Below are 16,624 nucleotides of genomic sequence, written 5' to 3'. Positions count from 1 at the left end.
TATCTTTTCGTGAATATTGGCAAAATCGAGGTTCTGCAACACCACCAAAAATTATTTTCAATCTCCAAAAATCCCTTCCCGACAACATCAGATAGTGTTATCATAAAACAACTCCGGGGAGCCGGTCGCGCCTCTGCGCTGCGGCTCCCCGGAGGGTATGGTCTATAAGAATTATATTTTTTAGAAATGATAGTAGAAACCAAACATGAGGTCAGTGCTGTCGAGGTTGAGACCCCAGTTTTCAGGAGCACCGTTGCGCTTGGCAGGACGGTTGGCACTTTCATAGCCGAGGAAGCCGACATGGGCAACAAGGCTGAACTTCTCACTGAGGTTGAGTGCAACACCGGGACGGAAACCGATCTCGTAGGTCACGGCTGTGTGGCCGTTGGCACGACCGATACCGAATCCGACACCACCGTCGACGAAGAGGTCAACCATACCTGAACGGAAATATGTCGCACGGGCGTAGGGGTTGATGTTGAATGTAGTGAGCTTGCTGTCACCTGTCTTACGATAGTCGACACCGAAGATTGCGCCGAGGGCGAAATTGTCAGTAACATTATAGCCGATTTCAGGCAGCACTGCAATCTGAGTGCTCTTGAGGCTTACGCCGCTGAGTTCTGTGGTGGTTCTTCCAAAAGTGAGCTGACCGCCGGCATACCATTTCTGAGTCTGAGCCGATGCACCTAAAGTCATAATAGCCATGACTGCCATAAGTAAAAACTTCTTCATAACAGTGGGATTTTAAAAGTGTTAGAATATTGATGATTAATAAATTTCATTGATAGTTGAACCATGAAAAGCAACAGCACCGATCCGACCATGCAGTCATTACCAATCCATTGTTTTCATCTTTTTCAACTATTAAACATTTCTTTCACTAAAAAAGTTGAACACGATTAAAAAAGTTTATCCGCCACATCGCCCGGGCGCAAATATTCTCCCCGTCAGAGCTTCGCATTAGCATTATCACAAAAAAACTGTAACTTTGCAGCGACTTTTTTACCACAGAACACAAACGCAACCATGCATACTGATACCAAGACACAATGTGACACCCCTGCCACACAGCTCCACGACCCCTTCGACCGCGAGCATCTGTGGCATCCCTATACCTCCACCATCAACCCTCTGCCTACCTATAAGGTGGACTCCGCCGAGGGAGTCCGCATCCGCCTCGCAGACGGACGCGAACTGATTGACGGCATGGCCTCATGGTGGTGTGCCATCCACGGCTACAACCATCCCGAAATCAACGCCGCCATCACCCGTCAGATAGGCAAGATGAGCCATGTGATGTTCGGCGGACTCACCCATGACCCCGCTATCGGGCTTGGCAAGCTCCTTCTGGAGATGGCTCCATCCTCGATGCACAATATATTCTATGCCGACTCCGGCTCAGTGGCTGTAGAAGTAGCGATGAAGATGGCTGTCCAGGCCTCGATTTCACGCTCCGGCAACCACAACAAGACCAACTTTGTAACCATCCGGAGCGGTTATCACGGCGACACATGGAACGCCATGAGCGTCTGCGATCCCGTCACCGGTATGCACGGCGCCTTCGGTCCGGCCCTTCCCATCCGCTACTTCGCTCCGGCACCGGAAGTGTCGTTCGACGGACGGTGGAATCCCGCCGACATCGAACCTCTCGCCGAAATCATCCGTGAGCACAAGGATGAACTCGCAGCCCTCATCCTCGAACCGGTCGTCCAGGGCGCGGGGGGAATGCGGTTCTATCATCCGCAATATCTGCGCGAGGCGCGCCGTCTCTGCGACGAGGCAGGAATCTACCTCATCTTCGACGAAATCGCCACAGGCTTCTGGCGCACAGGCAAATGCTTCGCCTGCGAACATGCCGGTGTCGAGCCTGACATTATGTGTATCGGCAAGGGACTGACCGGTGGCTACATGACCATGAGCGCAGTCCTCACAACCCGCGACGTTGCCGACACCATTTCGCGCGGCGAGGCCGGAGTGATGATGCACGGCCCGACATTCATGGGCAATCCGCTTGCCTGCGCGGTAGCCGTCGCATCGCTGACACTCCTGCGCGAGCGCGACATGAGTCGCCGCATAGCCCACATCGAGGCTGTCATCCGCCGTCACATCGCGGCAGCAGCGCTCGTCAAGGGTGTGCGCGACGTGAGGGTCCTCGGCGCCATCGGTGTAATAGAGATGGAGGAACCGGTCGATGTCGGCGAATTCCAGAAACGCTGCGTGGAGCGCGGAATCTGGGTGCGCCCCTTCGGACGCAACGTCTACATCATGCCGCCCTACATCATCTCGGACGGCGACCTCAAATATCTCATCGAAAAAATGATTGAGTGCATAAAGTGAACCGTTACAGCGACATACTCGACCGTCTGCACTCGGAAGGCAACTTCCGCTCCATTCCGCACGAACTCCCCGCAGGTGCGGAGGTGACCGACCTATCGTCCAACGACTATCTCGGACTCGGTGCCGACACGGGTCTTCAGCAAAGCTTTTTCGCATCGGCATCCAACCGTGCCATACCGATGACCTCATCGGCATCACGCCTGTTGAGCGGACGGCAACGCGAATATGAGGAGCTCGAAAATTTCCTCGGACAGCTCTATGGCCGTCCTTGTCTGCTTTTCAACAGCGGCTACCATGCCAACACCGGCATGATACAGGCACTTGCCGATTCGAAGACACTCATCGTGGCCGACAAACTCGTCCACGCAAGCATAATCGACGGCATAACCCTCTCGAAAGCTCCCTTCACCCGTTTCCGCCACAACGACCTCGGCCATCTTGAAAAAATCATGGAGAAGGAGGCCGCGAACCATGAAAGAGTGCTCATCGTGGTCGAGAGTGTCTACAGCATGGACGGAGACCGCGCCGACATCGACAGCATCATAACCATCAAACGCCGCTATCCAAATGCCATGCTCTATGTCGACGAGGCCCACGCTTTCGGCGTGGAGGGTCCGCAGGGGCTCGGTCTGTGCAAGGAAAGCGCCGAATTCGGCGACGTCGACATCGTTGTCGGCACCTTCGGAAAAGCCTGCGCCTCGGCCGGTGCATTCTGCGCCGTCTCCCCCACCCTGCGCGACTATCTTGTCAACCGTGCGCGCAGCTTCATCTTCTCGACCTCCCTTCCACCGATGACCGTAGCGTGGACGCACTTCATGATTGAGACCTTCCTGACAATGGATGCCGAGCGGAGTCAACTCCGCCTGCTTGGTCAGCGCCTCCACGACCATCTGCAACCGCTTTCGCCGAAGACGGTCATCACTCCAAGCCATATCCAGCCCCTCGTCGTCGGCTCGGCCGACAGGGCTGTTGAACTCTCCCGCCGTCTGCTCGAAGAGGGTTTCAAGGTGCTGCCCATACGCACACCGACCGTTCCTCCCGGCACCGAACGTCTCCGCATCAGCCTCAGCGCGGCAATCCCGATTGAAGAGATTGACCGCCTCGGCCACACACTCGCAAAACTGCTATCAGAATGAAATTCCACATTTTCCCTCCACAGGATTCCGCTTCCGCCTCCCGCACCATTCTCCTCTTCGCAGGATGGGGTATGGATGAAAAACCGTTTGCCCGCATCAACGTGCAGGGCTACCGGCTGATTGTGGTCTGGGATTACCGCGATTTCACCTTCCCCGACGCGCTCACGACAGAGCTTGAAACTGCGGAGGAAATCGTGGTTCTGGCTTGGTCGTTCGGCGTTCCCGCCGCCACCCGCTTCATTCTTTCCAATAAAAATCTCCCGGTCACGGCTACCATAGCCGTCAACGGAACCATGCACCCCGTGGATGATCGTCTTGGCATCCCGGAAGAAATTTTCCGGGGCACACTCGACGGACTGACCGAAAAGTCGCTGTCGAAGTTCCATCTGCGGATGTGTGGTTCGTCATCGGCGTTCCGCGATTTCTCCGCCACCCTCCCCCAACGTCCGGTCGATGAACTGCGCGAGGAGCTTCAGACCATCGGCGATGCTCACTTCGACGCTCCGGAAGGGCTTTGGGACCGTGCGGTCGTCAGTCTCTCGGACCGCATCATCCCCCCTGACAACCAGACAGAGGCATGGAGCAGCGAGGCTTTCGAGACCATCACTGTCGCCGGACCTCATCTGCCGGATTTCAATATGCTCCTGTCCATGCTCCTGACTGAGAAAGGACTTGTGGCAGAGAAGTTCGCCCGCGCTGAGCGGACGTATGACGACAATGCACTTGTCCAGCGCGACATCGCCCGACATCTTGTGGAGCTGATTCCCGCGAACGCACATCTTACATCCACACTTGAAATCGGCTGCGGGACGGGACTGACCACCCGCCTGCTTGCGCAGAAGGATGGAATCAAGTCACTCGAAGTGTGGGATCTCCACATTCCGGCGTCCATACGCGAGGGGATAGACCACCAAGAACTGACCACGCGCGAATGTGACGCGGAGACAGAAATCAGGAAGGTGCCGTCGGAGAGTCTCGACCTGATATTTTCCGCCTCGACCATGCAGTGGTTCAACTCTCCCGCCAAATTTCTCCGCGAATGTCTGCGCGCACTCCGTCCGGGAGGCCATGCCGTCATCTCGACATTCGGGCCGTCGACCATGCATGAAATCAACGCCTCCCTCCCCTACCGTCGCCACTACCCCGACATTGAGGCCATTGCCTCAATGCTTCCTCCCGGGGCCACGGCTATCCACCTCTCCACCCAAACGGAAGCCCTCCTCTTCCCCACCCCGGCCGAAGCTCTGCGCCACGCAAAACTCACCGGAGTCAACGCACTCAGCAGTCACCATTCCGGCGCAACGGCACGGAGCGTCATCGCAGCCTATCCGCTCACGCAACAAGGAGAGGCCCCGGTGACATATCAACCGATATACTTAGTATTCATAAAATCCTGACGGCTGTCTCGTCAACTATAGGCCTGACATCCGTCAACAGAGCAATAATAATATTGTAGAATCCCGAAGGTTGCCCAACAATCAACCTCGTCAAACAAACTTATAACCATGAGCCAGGTATATTTCGTTTCAGGAATCGACACCGACGCAGGCAAGAGCTACGTCACCGGCTATCTCGCCGCCAAACTTATGAAAGAAGGCAAGAGCGTAGTCACCCAGAAGTTCATACAGACAGGCAACGTAGGCTTTTCGGAGGATATTGACCTCCACCGCAGACTCATGGGCATCCCACCGCTCCCGGAGGACATCGACCACACCACCGCGCCTGTCATCTTCTCCTATCCCGCTTCCGCACAACTCGCCGCCCGCATGGACGGACGCGAAATCGACCTCTCGGTCATCGACAACGCCACTGCTAAATTAAGCAAACGCTACGACATCGTGCTTGTCGAGGGTGCGGGTGGACTGATGGTGCCCATCACCGACGATTTCTTCACCATCGACTATGTGACCACACGCCAGCTCCCCCTGATACTTGTGACAAACGGTGTCCTCGGGTCCATCAACCATGCCGTCCTCTCGCTCGAAGCTATCAAGGCGCGCGGAATCACCCTCGCAGCCGTCATCTACAACGAACACTTCGACACCGACCGAATCATCGGCGCCGACACCCAGGCCTTCCTCCGTCGCTACGTCAGCCGCCACTTCCCCTCCACCCCCTTCGCCACCATCCCCTCGCTGTAAGGAACACAGGACACATAAAATGCCTTGGACGCCTTGTAGGGACGAGCTGTAGGGATGCCTTGTAGGGACGAGCTGTAGCGCGTATGCCAAATGGAATAGATATTAAATACAAATGGAATAGATCCTAAACAGGGGTACATAAATTCATAAATGACAAAAATGACAGATTTGAAGTAGTCAGCCTGATTAAAACTGATTATACAAAATCTGTCATTTTTGTCATTTATGAATTTATGTACCTATATTTTATTTTTATGGTACAGTATTTTGTATTTCATTTGGCATACGCGCTACAGCGCGTCCCTACAAGTTCCAATCAATAGGCAATGAGGTTCCAGAGGGTGCGGATGCGGGATTCGGGGTCCCATTTGTCGTCGAAGGTCCAGCGGGCAGTGGTTGAATAGTAGGTCGGGGAACCTTCCGCACTTGCGAGATTGTCGGCGAGCCAACCGCTGTGGCCACCCTCACGCACACAACCGGAGTAGTAGACACGGTGTCCCCACGGACAGGGGTCTACATTCTTACCGGCCGACAGAGCAGGCTGCGCACGATAGGCATGGTCGATATCGGAGTCGATTATGTTCTTGGACATACGGCAGTTGACAATCATGAACTGCGAGTCGTGGTGATAGCGTCCGAGCGGAGTGGGCTTGAGGGCATCGAAGTCAGAATTGGTGACAACGAACTTATTGTTGATGTCGCCGCGACCGTCGTGCCAGAGGATCGCACGGCTGTCGCCGAGGAAACGGCAACGTGTGGCGTAGCAAGTGCCTCGCGGACAGATGAAATCCACACCCGGGCAGCGCACATAGAGGTCGGCATGGTAATAGAGGCCGCCCTTGCCGTCCTCACCCTTTCCCCAAAGCGAGAGAGCATCGTTGCCATCTGAAATGATATTGCTGTTGACGATTATTGTGCGGGTTGCCTTGCCGTAGACGGCAAACTGGTGGGTAGTGGTGTTGGTGACGGTTGTGCCGTAGTTGTTGATTACTGTCAAGCCGGAAATCAGACAGTCATTGCCATCCTCGGTCAGACAGAGGATACCTCTCGGAGCCTTCTTGCCGCGATATTCCTCAACCATCATCTTACCGTTGGCCTCCGCGCCGACTATTATGCAACTGTCGCGATGCTCACCGACAAGCACGATGTTCGGACGGTCAATAATCACCTTCTCGTTGTAAAGACCCTTCTTCACAAGAATCTTGAACGGCTCGGTTCCATTTTCCGGAGCTTTCTCGATAGCAGCCTGAATGCTGCCACCGCGCTCAACCACCGCATCGAAGAGCGATGCATCCACCTTGGGGACAACGCCGAGGGTGAGAGTGCCGTTCTCGTTGCATCCTTTCCCATCGTGATCGAGCTTCACCTTCCCGGCGGGGTCATGACGGTCGGCCCACTCATCGTAGAGCGCATAAAGCTCCTCGGGACGGGTGCCATACCATGCATAACCGTTGCGTCGCTCCGAACCGATGTCCTCCAGACGGCGGCGGGGAATACCGTCGCGGTCACAGACGTAGGGCATACAGTTGTCGAGGTCATAGAAACGCGCCCAAAGCGGCTTCCGGCTTTGGGGGTCGGGAGTAAGGAGGGTTTCCCAACTGCCGTTGACCTGCACACGGCGGTAGGACAATCCGGTGAGCTTATATTTATCGAACCACGCCATTGCTGAATGGATGGCCTTCTTCACACGTTTGTCGGGTTTCTCAATCTCCATGAGGAGCTTCACTATCGACGCACTCTCCATGCTGCAATACGACGGGAGTTCGTAGGCACGGGCATGGGCAGGAGCAAGGGTGACATGGTCATGCTGCTGACACCACACGGTGGGAACGCCGTCGGTCACAATCTGAGTGGCGAGAATGCAGTCGACACCCTTGTCAAACGCGCGTTTCATCCTCTTCTTCTGCGCAGCGTCGCAGAGATCACCGCCGTAGGGGGCGACATCTGAGGAGATGTCGCCCAGGAGGAGCATGGTGTTGACCATCGCATCGTCATTGTAGGTGATATGGGGCTGATAGTCGCGCTGTTCGGGCCAGAACTGAGGCCAACCGCCATTCTTGTACTGACCTGAGAGCAGATAGTCCACGCCACGGCGGAATGCGTCGCGGTAGGCGACATCGCCAGTCGCGGCATAAAGCCGTGCCAGGAAGGTCATCTGTGTGGTAGTGGCATCATTGTCGGTAGTCGAGTCGTAGCGACGGTCTTTCTGGGCAAGCACTTCGGCCATGCGGCTCTCGGACATGGGCGAGACCATGTCGATGTTCTTCGGCCAACCCCCTGTCACACGCTGCCATGCAAGCACCTGCGCCCCTATCCTGCGGGCCTCGTCGGTGGTGAAGAAAGAGGGGTCTGTGGTGCGCAGGAGATGCTTGGAATAGCGGTTACCACTGCGCGCCTCACGCTTGGCTGCGCCCACCTCCTTGCCGAGACCACCCATTGCATTGGCCGCACGGACCGACCAGCAGTCGGCATCGCCTCCGCGACCAATCTTATAGGAATCCTCAGTGGTGAAACCAACGATTTTCCCGTGACGGCACACGGCATAGAGCAGCGCATCGTCGCTTCCGTCCCAACGCAGACGGCCATCCTCGACGCGGACATTAGCGGGAAGAGGGGCGGCTGCGGTGACGGCGGTCGGATCCCAACCGTCGAGGACATTTGTGATGGTATAGTCCGCAGCCTCGGCCTCGCTCAGCACCGGACGGTTGACATGCTCGTTGCCCTCACGGTCGACATACAGCGCACGTCGGCCCGAGAGGTCGAGCGCGGTGCCATCGGGGAGGACGGTATTGTATTCGGCGAAGCGCGCGGGCCACCCGCCGCTCATGTCGGCCCATCCGTTATAGCCGCGCTTGTCGCGGGTGATGGGCGACACGTCCACCTTTGTATTGATCCAGATTGCAGTTGGAGTTCCCTTGCCCCAGGGACGGCCGAGATAGTAGGTCACATCCGGAGTCTCGCTTTTGATATAGCAATTGTCCATTACATATCCGTAGTTGCGAGGGACGGAAGGGACGGCAAGATAGCCACCCTGACCGCACTGCTGGAAAGTCACGCCGGAGTAATAGACATCGCCTTTGCCACAGATATAATCCGTGCGCCCGCGGATGACACCGTCCTCGAAATAGAAACGGCCATCCTTATTGTTGGAAACGTAAGTGTCCTGATAGCCCCAGAGACCGAGATCCTTGGCGATGGTCTTGTCCGAACGGTCGTGGAGCACGATGTTGCGCCCGGTCCTGTCGGTCATTCCGCTTTTCAGCGTAAGTCCCTGGAGGTATGTCCCTGTGGCCGGTGACTCAATGATGAGCACATCACCCTTGCCGATACCTTCCAGCGGACAGGAGGGGCCGAAGCCGTTGTCCCATGTGGCGGGAGGAGTAGTGTTGGTCAGGACGGTGCGGTCCATCCCCTCGCCGGTGATGGAGACATTGGGGGCTTTGAGATATGAGCGCGGATCGCCATACTCCTTCCCGTCACCACCGACAGTGGTGCCAGCGGTGGGGATACGATAGTCACCCTCCATGATGAATATGCGGAAACGCGAGGCGGTGTCGGCACGGTTGTTGGCTGCGTTGAGGGCCTCGCGGAATGTACCGTCGCGGGGCACGACGAAGTCATAGAGTTTCTTTTCAACGGCATTAAGGTTAAAGACGACCGCAAAGGCCGCGAGCGATGGAAGAAGTTTCATAGACCGGTCTACGATTTTTATGGTATTAAACTAATGTCTGACACCGTGGGTGTCGATTTATCATGCGCTACAAATTTACGAAAAAAGCAGGGGCCTCACAATTGTCGGTGACCGAATTTCACCCCACCCTTCCTATCCAATGGACAAAAAGCGCTAAAACAGCGCTCCGACACCCTCTATTGCAATCATTAACATCCCGTGGCTTATTGTTTTTCGACACAATTATAGGGGATTTCAACAATAATAGTTAACTTTGCACGTTCAAAAGCTCTTTTTCCCATGGACATCAACCAATACAGCATCTCAATATCGAAGGAACAACTGTCGGGCCTCCCGACGGTCGAGTTTCCCGGTGCCATAACGGTGCTTGAGAACATTCCCGATGCCCAGGAAGCCCTCCGATACCTACGGACATGTCAGGCGGTGGGTTTTGACACCGAGACCAAGCCTAATTTCCGCAAGGGGCAGACCAACACTGTCTCGCTCATACAGATTTCAACCCTCGACCATTCCTTCCTGTTCCGCCTCAACAAACTCGGCTTCTTCGACGAGCTGAGGGAGTTCATGGAATGTGAGGATGTGGTGAAAGTCGGTCTGTCGCTGCGCGACGACTTCCATGTGCTCCACCGTCTCGCGCCTTTTGAACCGGCGAACTTCGTCGACCTCCAGAATGTGGTCAAGACCTTCCATATAGCCGATTCGAGCCTTCAGAAAATCTACGGAATAATCTTCAACGGCCGCATCTCCAAAAGCCAGCGTCTCAGCAACTGGGAGGCTGCGCAACTCAGCCCCGGACAGCTCATCTATGCGTCAATCGACGCCTGGGCCTGCCTCCGCATCTACAAGCACCTGATGGACGGCTGCTTCGACCCCGCCGAGTCGGAATATATCAAGGAGGAGGAAGAGAGTTGTTAGTTGTTAGTTTATAGTTGTGAGTTGTGAGTTTTGAGTTTATAGACTCTAATGCAGCAACTTTGCCATCAACTCGGAACCATCAACTTACAACCATCATCCCAAAACTTCCAACTCCAAACCACCAATAGCCAACAACTCACAACTCTAAACTGACAACTCAAAACTACCCCACAACTCAAAACTAAAAACTCACAACCCAAAACTTACTTAACCTAAAAACCATGAAACTACGTCGTTCTACCTTCATCCCCTCACTCCTGCTGATTTATCTCGGCGTGATGAGCTACATCGGCTATCCCGAGTTTCAGCAAGGACACTATCTCTACTATTTCGGTGTCATCGGTGTGACACTCGTCATAATCGCAATCCTCCACCTCTTCCTTAAGAAAAGGGAACGGTTGCGAGAAAACAGCTAACCACATCATCCCAAACAAGCAACACGACATGCAGATAAGAGTACCCCGCGAAATCACAGAGACAGCAGCCTCAGTCGGCGCTGCAAAAGCCAAACTCACAGTCAACAGTCTTTCCCGCCTACTCGTCGCGTCCTGCCTCGCAGGAGCCTACATAGCCCTCGGCGGCATACTCTCACTCATTGTCGGTTACGGATTTCCCGAACTCACCGCAGCCAATCCATCGGTACAGAAACTGCTGAGCGGCTGCATGTTTCCCATCGGTCTGATACTGGTGGTCATCCTCGGTGCGGAGCTTTTCACGGGCAACAACGCCCTGCTCATCCCCTCCTGGATGAAAGGGAGCCATTCGTTCGGCACCATCGTCCGCAACTGGACGCTCGTCTACCTCGGCAACTTCATCGGTGCCATAGCCTTCACCTATATCCTTGTCTATGCCTGCGGACTGACCGCCGCCGATCCCTGGCACTCATCAATCATCGGCATAGCCGAAGCAAAGGTATCGATGCCATGGCTGACAGTGTTTTTCAAAGGCATAGGCGCCAACTGGTGTGTCTGTCTGGCCGTATGGCTCGCCCTCTCCGGAAAGACCTTCTTTGAAAAGGCGCTCGGCTGCTGGATTCCCGTCATGGCCTTCGTGGCCTTGGGCTACGAACACTCCATAGCCAACATGTTTTTCATCCCCCTTGGCATGATGGAAGGAGCCGATGTAGGCATCTTGGAAGCCATCACCGCCAACCTCATCCCCGCCACCCTCGGCAACATAGCCGGCGGCGCCCTCCTCGTCGGCGCCGTCAACGCCTACATCCACGAAATCAGGAAGTGATAATGAACTTCTTATCTTATCCACTCCATCTCATTTGAAACATCTACAAAAAGGAATGAGATAGAGGACAATAAACCTCTGTCTCATTCCTTTCATGCGCTTATACTATAAGGTCAGAACATCTCACTCAGGAACTTCATAAGCATTAATTTCATTTACTACATGATAATTTCTACCTATATTTACAAATCGAATATCAACCGTCGATCTCACTCCTCGATATCCCTCAGGTGAAATATAATCCTCTGTTTTGTGGGATGCCGTAAAATTTTTTAAAGAAGTATCAAAATGAATGAATCGTCCATCTATAATCATAAAAGAATCATAATATCCGATCATTACGCTATGGTTACATAATACATACCCCGAATCATCTTCCCCAAATTCCCCAACACACATGTTTATTTCCGCACCATTATATTTCAATTCAGTCTGATGCATATAAAATCCAGTCTTTAATTTCATTGATGTCTTAGGGTATGGTTTATCTGAAATGTCAATTGCCTCCGAGGCATCTAAATGATCCGGAACTTCGTATGTTTTACTTATACTAAAATTCTCATAAGGTGTAGTATCCGGTATTAGTTCATCTTTTCCTGTCGTACCCATAGCTCCATTGCCTTCGAAATAATGAACTTCTCTAATTTCAACATCTTCCAAATCATTATATGCACCGGGCTTTGTTTCATCAATCATCTTACATCTATACCAGTCCTCCCCGTCCTCGCTTTTACTTCTAAAATGCTTTGGACCAAAAGTTCCTAATCCAGCAGCAGGAAGAATAGAGGACGCAACTGGAGCACCTTTGCCATAATCCGTAAAATAGTCAGTAAGCACCTCACCATTAGAATAGTATCTATCACGAGTTACCGACCAGTATGAGCCCGTAACTAAATTAAAATTGCCTGCAGCTACTCTTATATGAGGAGAATAAGCAACTTTATCCAAGGTCACTTCCTGTTGCCCACCAAACTTGACATTATACTCAATCTTCAAAGAGACATCCTCTGATGTTTCATAGTGTTTCACCGTGACATCCTGAACAAATTTCACAGACAATTCAAAATACATATACGTTTTATCAAGGCCATTGACCGTGTGCTCGACATCCACAACCTTAAGATTACTGCATTCATTAACATCGTCTGTTGCCTCAAACCTTATTTTAATATTTTTGTAGCTTATAAGCTTTACATTTTTATCCCCTGAATTTTCTTCAGTAAAATTGACAATATCATCCAGGTCATCAATCATCAAATTAGAACCCTCAGTGCGGATTTTTCCTATATGATATTCATGACCTTCATGCTCTATTATGACAGTCAGTGGTTCTTCAGGGAACTGTTGGATAAACGTATAGTCGACATCAACGGAATCAGTCGGGCACCCCCGCGTAGAGGAATTAGACTTTTCAAAACGGTTAAAAATATCTTTGTCAATATCTTCTATCGAACATGATGCCATCAATAAGATTGACATCATGGTTACTACGAAGAAAGAATTATCATGTTTCATATTTATTAATTTTAGCTGAAAAACGTATTGATTTATCTTATGTAAACTTTATAGTGATTGTTGCCGATTTTAACCACATATATTCCTTTGCCAATATATGATGTGGTCTCACAGTCTCCGGAATAAACGCATGTGCCCGACAGGTTATAAACATGCATGAACTGACCGTCGGCACCATTGACCCTTATTCTACCACCTTCGCCGAATATCGAGATTCCATCGGAATCGATATTGATATTTGGAACAGGGCCAAATTCGTCATCAACTTCCGACTTCGTCTTAACATCGAAAAAGTCTTTCCAACAATTAAAATCTGCATAATCATCCTTTGCATTATCAGGAACTACAAGCGTTGCATCATCATATATATGCTCACTAAAAACCTTGTATCCCATATCCGGAGGAGTTTCTCCATTACATTCCACATATCGTATATAGTTGCAATTCAAGAATGCCTTATCATCAATTCTCTGCAATTCTCTTCCAAGTTTGATTTTTTCCAATACAGAGCAACCTATAAACGCACCAAAGCCAATTGTCGTCACCTTATCCGGAATTACCATTTCAGTCAGAAATATACACTCCTCGAATGCACCCTCCCCAATATATTTTAACGAGTCCGGCAGAATTATCTTTGTAAAAGGTCCTATTATCCTACCATTATCGCTGAATGCCCGACGACCGATTACCTCTACCTTATTCGGGATTTCTATTTCAGAAAGGCCACAGGAAAAAAACATATAATCCCCTATTTCCGTTATATTTGACGGTAACTTAACTTCGGATAGATTATCACAACCATAAAACATATATGCACCGAGAGTCGAAACAGACTCCGGTATAGCTACTGACTGTAATTTTCTACAACAATTAAATACTCCGGTACCTATAGACTCCAATGTCTCCGGCAATTCAATTGACTCAATTGAAGTGTCAAAGAAGGCTTCATCTCCAATTCTTTTTAAGCGTACTGGCAATTCAATACTTGTCAGTTTGTAACATTCACTAAAAGCATGGCTTGGAATTTCAGAAACTCCATCCGACACTTTAATCGACTGTAAACCAGCCCTTAAAAAGGCTGCACTTTGAATTGATTTCAGAGAATCAGGCAATTCGATTTCGCTCAAGTTACTGCAATAATAGAACGCCTGCTCACCGATATTGGTCAAGCCGTCCGGAAAAGAGACATGCTTAAGAGAACGACACTGGTGAAACGCTCCTATCGGAATTTCTTTTACTTTTGAAGGAATGTTGATTTCTTCGAGAGACGAGCAATCGCTGAAAGCAAAACCACCGATATACTCTAAATTTTGTGGCAATTCCAATTTCCGTAGATTATACTGATTTATTAATGCAGAATGATTAATTGACTTTAATGTAGAAGGCAATTTAAGTTCTTTCAAACGGCTCGAAAAACCGTTTATTTCAGTTATTCCCTCAGGTACAGTTATGGAAATGACGTTAGAAGGCGTATATACCCTCCCAAGCTCCTTAATGAACCATTTTCCCAAAGGGTTCCCATCATAGTCGTCCTCCTCGCGACCAAACCCTGAATCATCAACATTGATTGTTGTGGGAATGATTAATACTGAGTCAGCATAACTATTTTCAACACCACAAAATTTAAGAGTCCTGGAATTATAATCCATAACTTCAAAACGCATATTCCCACAGGTATAGGACGGTGCAGCAAATGTCATTGGAGCCAGCGACACACACAAGCCAAACAAAGCAGTAGGTAATTGTTTTATCATAGGTTAATCGAGCCTCGGTCTTCCTCTCGTCGGCTATAATGATTGGTACGAAAAAAGCGTAGGAATCTGTATCTGTTACCGTCCTACCTTTCGAGGCTTCTCGCATTGCCTTTCTTATGTCGGACGGCAACGCAGAAGCCCACGCTTGTATATGCAACAATAGCGTCCGGCTATGCCTTAGAATAACAAGGCATACGGCCGAATGCGTGATATTACATATCCACGGGCATCTACCGTTGCTCAACCCTTGACATAAGAATGAAATTTTGCGAGAATTTCGAAAGGTCAAGAATCAGCGCGGATAAACGCTTTATTATATATGTCTATTACAACCCGCCCAGCTTTACCCCAGACCGGGGCTTCTGCTGAGACGGTCTGCAAGTGCAAATATATGAAATTTATTTTAACTTTATATCAAAATATATTGAATTATGGGAACAATCGATGCAAAATAGGAAAGCGGATGGGAGAAGGGGCCTCTGCAATCTCAGGCTGAGAGAATAAACCATTTCGCTTTCAGAGCATAAAGGCAAGCGCCCTCTGGCATGTTAAAATATTTTAACATGCCAGAGGGCGGTTTTAGTGAAATTATGTTTACATTTGCGTTGATTTCACACTGAATTGAGCCAATATTACTGCGATTGCCATATCGGGAGGTGAGAGCTTTGCACCTCCACAGAAAAAAGCTATAGCCATATTATAATATCAATAATCACATTATAATATCAATGATATAGGTCACGCACAAAGTATCAGTGCATTATCTATAATCTGAAATACCACTTATTCTGAGGGCCGTATATTCCTATGCGACACTCTCTTGACTTCCGGAGCAGGAAGATCCAATGTGCTCCGGACATGAATCTGAGGATACAACCATTTTGATATAACCTAATTTAAACTAAACGATTTATGAAACATCTGAAACTCACAGTGAAGACACTGATGGTAGCCGTAGCCGTAACTTTGACAAGCCCCTTCATGGCCAAGGCCGATGAAGCAAAGGGCAAACCGAATGTGCTCATCGACTATTTCGAGCGTCCCGACGATGTGCCATTCCTCTGCGCCGAGCAACTGCGCAGCTATGTCATGGAAGGTATAGCCAACACCAAACGCATCGAACTTGTCGATGTCGATTCGCAGGAATCCCTCGCGATCAATGCCGAAAAGCGTAAGAGCAACTCACCGATTGCAAGCGAGGCCGAACGCCTGAAAGCAATGTCGGACCTCGGCTCCGCATTTCTGATTCAGGGTCGCATCTCGTCGCTAAACATCGAGGAGAAGACCAACGACAACGGTGACAAATACTACACCGGACAGATTTCCTACACTCTCAAAGTCATCAACCCGGCCGACGGTAAGCTCATCCTGACAAAGACGATGAAGCATGGAGGCGAACTGCTCAATCTGGAAACTTCAAGCACTTCCGACGAGGCGGTCACCAAAGTGTGTCGCAACGCCGTCAAGGGTGTGGTTCCCTTTATTCAGGAAGCATTTCCGCTCTACGGCACTCTGCTCGAATGTGACGATGTCAAGGGCGACAAGGTAAACTCTGTCTACATGGATCTTGGCTCAATCCACGGTGTGGCCGAAAAGGACCGGTTCGAGGTGTGCATCATGCGCGAAATCGCCGGCAGGAAATCGGCTAAACCCATCGGGGAATGCGAGGTGGCATCAGTCGAGGGCGACGACATCTCATCAGCCAAAATCAAGAAAGGCCACAAGGAAATCAAGGCTGCCGTAGACGCCGGACAGACAATTGTCTTCAAGTCAATGCCTAAGAAAGAAGTGCCTTGGGGCAATGTCAGACTCTAAAACAACCGTGCGGTTTTGCATTATCGCAGCTTTTAAATGATTTCGGGTATTAATTTTGATGTCACATCAAATTTAATACCC

General features: G+C 50.8%; 11 protein-coding genes and 2 pseudogenes. 8 read left to right on the top strand and 5 right to left on the bottom strand.

All coding sequences use genetic code 11. From position 1 onward, the window contains the following. Positions 1–180: 180 nt before the first annotated feature. Entirely contained in the window at positions 181–732 is a 552-nt protein-coding gene (locus tag QZ310_RS08730) for an outer membrane beta-barrel protein (protein WP_297072119.1), read from the bottom strand. A 351-nt stretch (positions 733–1,083) separates the two neighbouring features. Here QZ310_RS08730 and bioA point away from each other — a divergent pair. The 4 genes and pseudogenes from bioA to bioD form a co-directional block, all read left to right on the top strand. Beyond that, a pseudogene (bioA, locus tag QZ310_RS08725) lies at positions 1,084–2,337 on the top strand (adenosylmethionine--8-amino-7-oxononanoate transaminase); the annotation flags it as partial. Beyond that, on the top strand, positions 2,334–3,473 hold the full coding sequence (locus QZ310_RS08720; RefSeq protein ID WP_297072117.1) for an 8-amino-7-oxononanoate synthase: 1,140 nt from the start codon (positions 2,334–2,336) through the stop codon (positions 3,471–3,473). The pseudogene bioA and the gene QZ310_RS08720, both read left to right, overlap by 4 nt. Further along, the gene (locus QZ310_RS08715; protein WP_297072116.1) at positions 3,470–4,870 is read left to right on the top strand and encodes a pimeloyl-ACP methyl esterase BioG family protein; all 1,401 of its coding nucleotides are present in this window, start codon (positions 3,470–3,472) and stop codon (positions 4,868–4,870) included. Before QZ310_RS08720 ends, QZ310_RS08715 begins: the two co-directional genes overlap by 4 nt. A 108-nt stretch (positions 4,871–4,978) precedes the next feature. Beyond that, positions 4,979–5,614 carry a dethiobiotin synthase gene (bioD, locus tag QZ310_RS08710; RefSeq protein WP_297072115.1) on the top strand — a complete coding sequence of 212 codons (636 nt, stop codon included), beginning with the start codon at positions 4,979–4,981 and terminating at the stop codon, positions 5,612–5,614. 316 nt (positions 5,615–5,930) lie between these two features. On the opposite strand, the gene pelA is transcribed toward bioD, so the two are convergent. Together pelA and QZ310_RS08700 are read right to left on the bottom strand one after the other, a co-directional pair. Next, positions 5,931–8,051 (bottom strand): pectate lyase, encoded by a 2,121-nt coding sequence (gene pelA, locus QZ310_RS08705; protein ID WP_297072145.1) that lies wholly within the window; start codon positions 8,049–8,051, stop codon positions 5,931–5,933. A 360-nt stretch (positions 8,052–8,411) separates the two neighbouring features. Continuing rightward, a pseudogene (locus tag QZ310_RS08700) lies at positions 8,412–9,023 on the bottom strand (pectinesterase family protein); the annotation flags it as partial. Positions 9,024–9,584: 561 nt separating this feature from the next. Here QZ310_RS08700 and QZ310_RS08695 point away from each other — a divergent pair. The 3 genes from QZ310_RS08695 to QZ310_RS08685 all read left to right on the top strand — a co-directional run bounded on the left by QZ310_RS08695 (position 9,585) and on the right by QZ310_RS08685 (position 11,459). After that, a complete protein-coding gene (locus tag QZ310_RS08695; RefSeq protein WP_297072114.1) occupies positions 9,585–10,220 on the top strand; it encodes a 3'-5' exonuclease in 636 nt (211 codons plus the stop codon). A gap of 221 nt (positions 10,221–10,441) precedes the next feature. Continuing rightward, entirely contained in the window at positions 10,442–10,636 is a 195-nt protein-coding gene (locus QZ310_RS08690; protein WP_297072113.1) for a hypothetical protein, read from the top strand. A 28-nt stretch (positions 10,637–10,664) separates the two neighbouring features. Next, positions 10,665–11,459, top strand: a complete 795-nt coding sequence (locus QZ310_RS08685; protein ID WP_297072112.1) for a formate/nitrite transporter family protein — start codon at positions 10,665–10,667, stop codon at positions 11,457–11,459. Between the two features lie 123 nt (positions 11,460–11,582). Here QZ310_RS08685 and QZ310_RS08680 read toward each other — a convergent pair whose 3' ends face one another. Together QZ310_RS08680 and QZ310_RS08675 are read right to left on the bottom strand one after the other, a co-directional pair. Continuing rightward, complete coding sequence (locus QZ310_RS08680) at positions 11,583–12,974, bottom strand: hypothetical protein (RefSeq protein ID WP_297072111.1); 1,392 nt, start codon at positions 12,972–12,974, stop codon at positions 11,583–11,585. A 32-nt stretch (positions 12,975–13,006) separates the two neighbouring features. After that, positions 13,007–14,728 carry a leucine-rich repeat domain-containing protein gene (locus QZ310_RS08675; protein WP_297072110.1) on the bottom strand — a complete coding sequence of 574 codons (1,722 nt, stop codon included), beginning with the start codon at positions 14,726–14,728 and terminating at the stop codon, positions 13,007–13,009. 912 nt (positions 14,729–15,640) lie between these two features. Here QZ310_RS08675 and QZ310_RS08670 point away from each other — a divergent pair. Further along, on the top strand, positions 15,641–16,543 hold the full coding sequence (locus QZ310_RS08670; RefSeq protein WP_297072109.1) for a hypothetical protein: 903 nt from the start codon (positions 15,641–15,643) through the stop codon (positions 16,541–16,543). Positions 16,544–16,624 lie beyond the last annotated feature (81 nt).

The organism is uncultured Duncaniella sp., from assembly GCF_910577345.1.
GTDB lineage: Bacteria > Bacteroidota > Bacteroidia > Bacteroidales > Muribaculaceae > Duncaniella.
Note: the sequence above shows the minus strand (reverse complement) of the source record. Positions and strands in the feature narration are given on the sequence as shown.

Coding starts and splice junctions, on each gene's coding strand:
- QZ310_RS08730 (WP_297072119.1), bottom strand. CDS start 732: ATGAAGAAGTTTTTACTTATGGCAGTCATGGCTATTATGACTTTAGGT.
- QZ310_RS08715 (WP_297072116.1), top strand. CDS start 3,470: ATGAAATTCCACATTTTCCCTCCACAGGATTCCGCTTCCGCCTCCCGC.
- bioD (WP_297072115.1), top strand. CDS start 4,979: ATGAGCCAGGTATATTTCGTTTCAGGAATCGACACCGACGCAGGCAAG.
- pelA (WP_297072145.1), bottom strand. CDS start 8,051: ATGGGTGGTCTCGGCAAGGAGGTGGGCGCAGCCAAGCGTGAGGCGCGC.
- QZ310_RS08695 (WP_297072114.1), top strand. CDS start 9,585: ATGGACATCAACCAATACAGCATCTCAATATCGAAGGAACAACTGTCG.
- QZ310_RS08690 (WP_297072113.1), top strand. CDS start 10,442: ATGAAACTACGTCGTTCTACCTTCATCCCCTCACTCCTGCTGATTTAT.
- QZ310_RS08685 (WP_297072112.1), top strand. CDS start 10,665: ATGCAGATAAGAGTACCCCGCGAAATCACAGAGACAGCAGCCTCAGTC.
- QZ310_RS08680 (WP_297072111.1), bottom strand. CDS start 12,974: ATGAAACATGATAATTCTTTCTTCGTAGTAACCATGATGTCAATCTTA.
- QZ310_RS08675 (WP_297072110.1), bottom strand. CDS start 14,728: ATGATAAAACAATTACCTACTGCTTTGTTTGGCTTGTGTGTGTCGCTG.
- QZ310_RS08670 (WP_297072109.1), top strand. CDS start 15,641: ATGAAACATCTGAAACTCACAGTGAAGACACTGATGGTAGCCGTAGCC.